Here is a 1,756-nt window from a genome sequence, read left to right on the forward strand (position 1 = left end):
AGAGCACCTTCGCGACCTGCAGACCGCCGACCTCAACACGCTCAGTCATGAAATGACTCACCTTCCGCACTTGGGCAAAACTTCCACGATGCGAAAACACAGTTTCGTATCTTGACATTAAGAAAACCGTGTCCATCGAGTTCTGTCAATAGCGGACGGGCGTACGGTTACAGCGTCACATCCGATCAGTGGTCTTCCTCGCCGATCCTGTGGACGTGGATCAGGTTGGTCGAGCCGACGGTGCCCGGAGGCGATCCCGCGACAATGACGACGAGGTCGCCCCGCTGGTACCGGCCCAGGCCGAGGAGCGCGTGGTCGACCTGATGGATCATCTGGTCGGTCGACTCGACGGGGTCGACGAGGAACGTCTCGGTCCCCCAGGTCAGCGCGAGTTGAGCGCGCACTTCCGGGAGCGGGGTGAACGCCAGCAACGGCAGCGGAGTGTGTAGCCGCGCGAGCCGGCGCACGGTGTCCCCGGACTGGGTGAACGCGACGAGCGCCGCCGCACCCAATCGTTCCCCGATGTCGCGCGCCGCGTAGGACAGGACTCCGCCCTTCGTGCGGGGTACGTGCGCCAGCGGCGGAACGTGCGTGGACTTCTCCTCCACCGCGCTGATGATGCGGCCCATGGTGCGGACCGTCTCCATCACGTGCTTCCCGACGGACGTTTCGCCCGACAGCATGACGGCGTCGGCGCCGTCGAGGACGGCGTTGGCCACGTCCGACGCCTCGGCGCGGGTGGGCCGTGAGTTCTCGATCATCGACTCGAGCATCTGCGTCGCGACGATGACCGGCTTCGCATTCTCGCGGGCGACCTGGATGGCCCGCTTCTGCGCGAGCGGCACCTGTTCGAGAGGAAGCTCGACGCCCAGATCGCCGCGGGCGACCATCACCGCGTCGAACGCGAGCACGATCGCCTCCAGGTTGTCGATCGCCTCCGGCTTCTCCAGCTTCGCGATCACCGGGATCCTGCGGCCGACCCGATCCATCACGGCATGGACGAGTTCGATATCTGCCGCCGATCGCACGAACGACAGGGCGATGAGGTCGACACCGAGATGCAGTGCGAACTCGAGATCGGCGATGTCCTTGCCCGACAGCGCCGGGACCGACACGTTCATCCCCGGCAGCGACACACCCTTGTTGTTGCTGACCGGACCGCCCTCGGTGACCCGGCACACCACGTCGTTGCCGTCGACGTCCGTGACGACCAATCCGATCTTGCCGTCGTCGACGAGCAACCTGTCACCGGGCTCGGCGTCCTCCGCCAACTGCTTGTAGGTGGTCGACACCCGGTCGTGGGTGCCGTCGCACTCGTCGACGGTGATCCGCACGAGGTCGCCGTCCGACCAGACGGTGCTGCCTTCGGCGAAGCGCCCCAACCTGATCTTCGGGCCCTGGAGATCGGCGAGAACACCCACCGCCCGGCCGGTGCGTTCGGACGCGTCCCGCACCCGGAGGTAGTTCTCCTCGTGATCGGAATGTTCGCCGTGGCTGAAGTTGAGCCGTGCGATATTCATTCCGCAGTCGACGAGTTCACGTGTGCGGTCGCCGGTTGCCGTTGCGGGCCCGAGGGTGCACACGATCTTCGCGCGCCTCGCCGATGCGGGCACCTCCCGGCCGGGTGTGACGAGGTATTCGGAAACTGTTGCTGTCATAGGATTTTCGATTCCGTTCTAGGCACTGCCGGTGTCGGCGTAGGAGACGGCCGCGGCGCGGACGTCGTCGATGCGGTACCGGTTGGCGGCCTCGACGG

General features: G+C 65.8%; 1 protein-coding gene. It reads right to left on the minus strand.

The features are described 5' to 3' along the window. Positions 1-185: 185 nt before the first annotated feature. A complete protein-coding gene (pyk, locus tag QM693_RS37445; protein ID WP_283354828.1) occupies positions 186-1,658 on the minus strand; it encodes a pyruvate kinase in 1,473 nt (490 codons plus the stop codon). Positions 1,659-1,756 lie beyond the last annotated feature (98 nt).

The organism is Rhodococcus sp. IEGM 1305, assembly GCF_030058635.1.
GTDB lineage: Bacteria > Actinomycetota > Actinomycetes > Mycobacteriales > Mycobacteriaceae > Rhodococcus_F > Rhodococcus_F opacus_D.

Bases quoted from the DNA above. Each gene is read 5' to 3' on its own strand.
- pyk (WP_283354828.1), bottom strand. From the start codon at position 1,658: ATGACAGCAACAGTTTCCGAATACCTCGTCACACCCGGCCGGGAGGTG.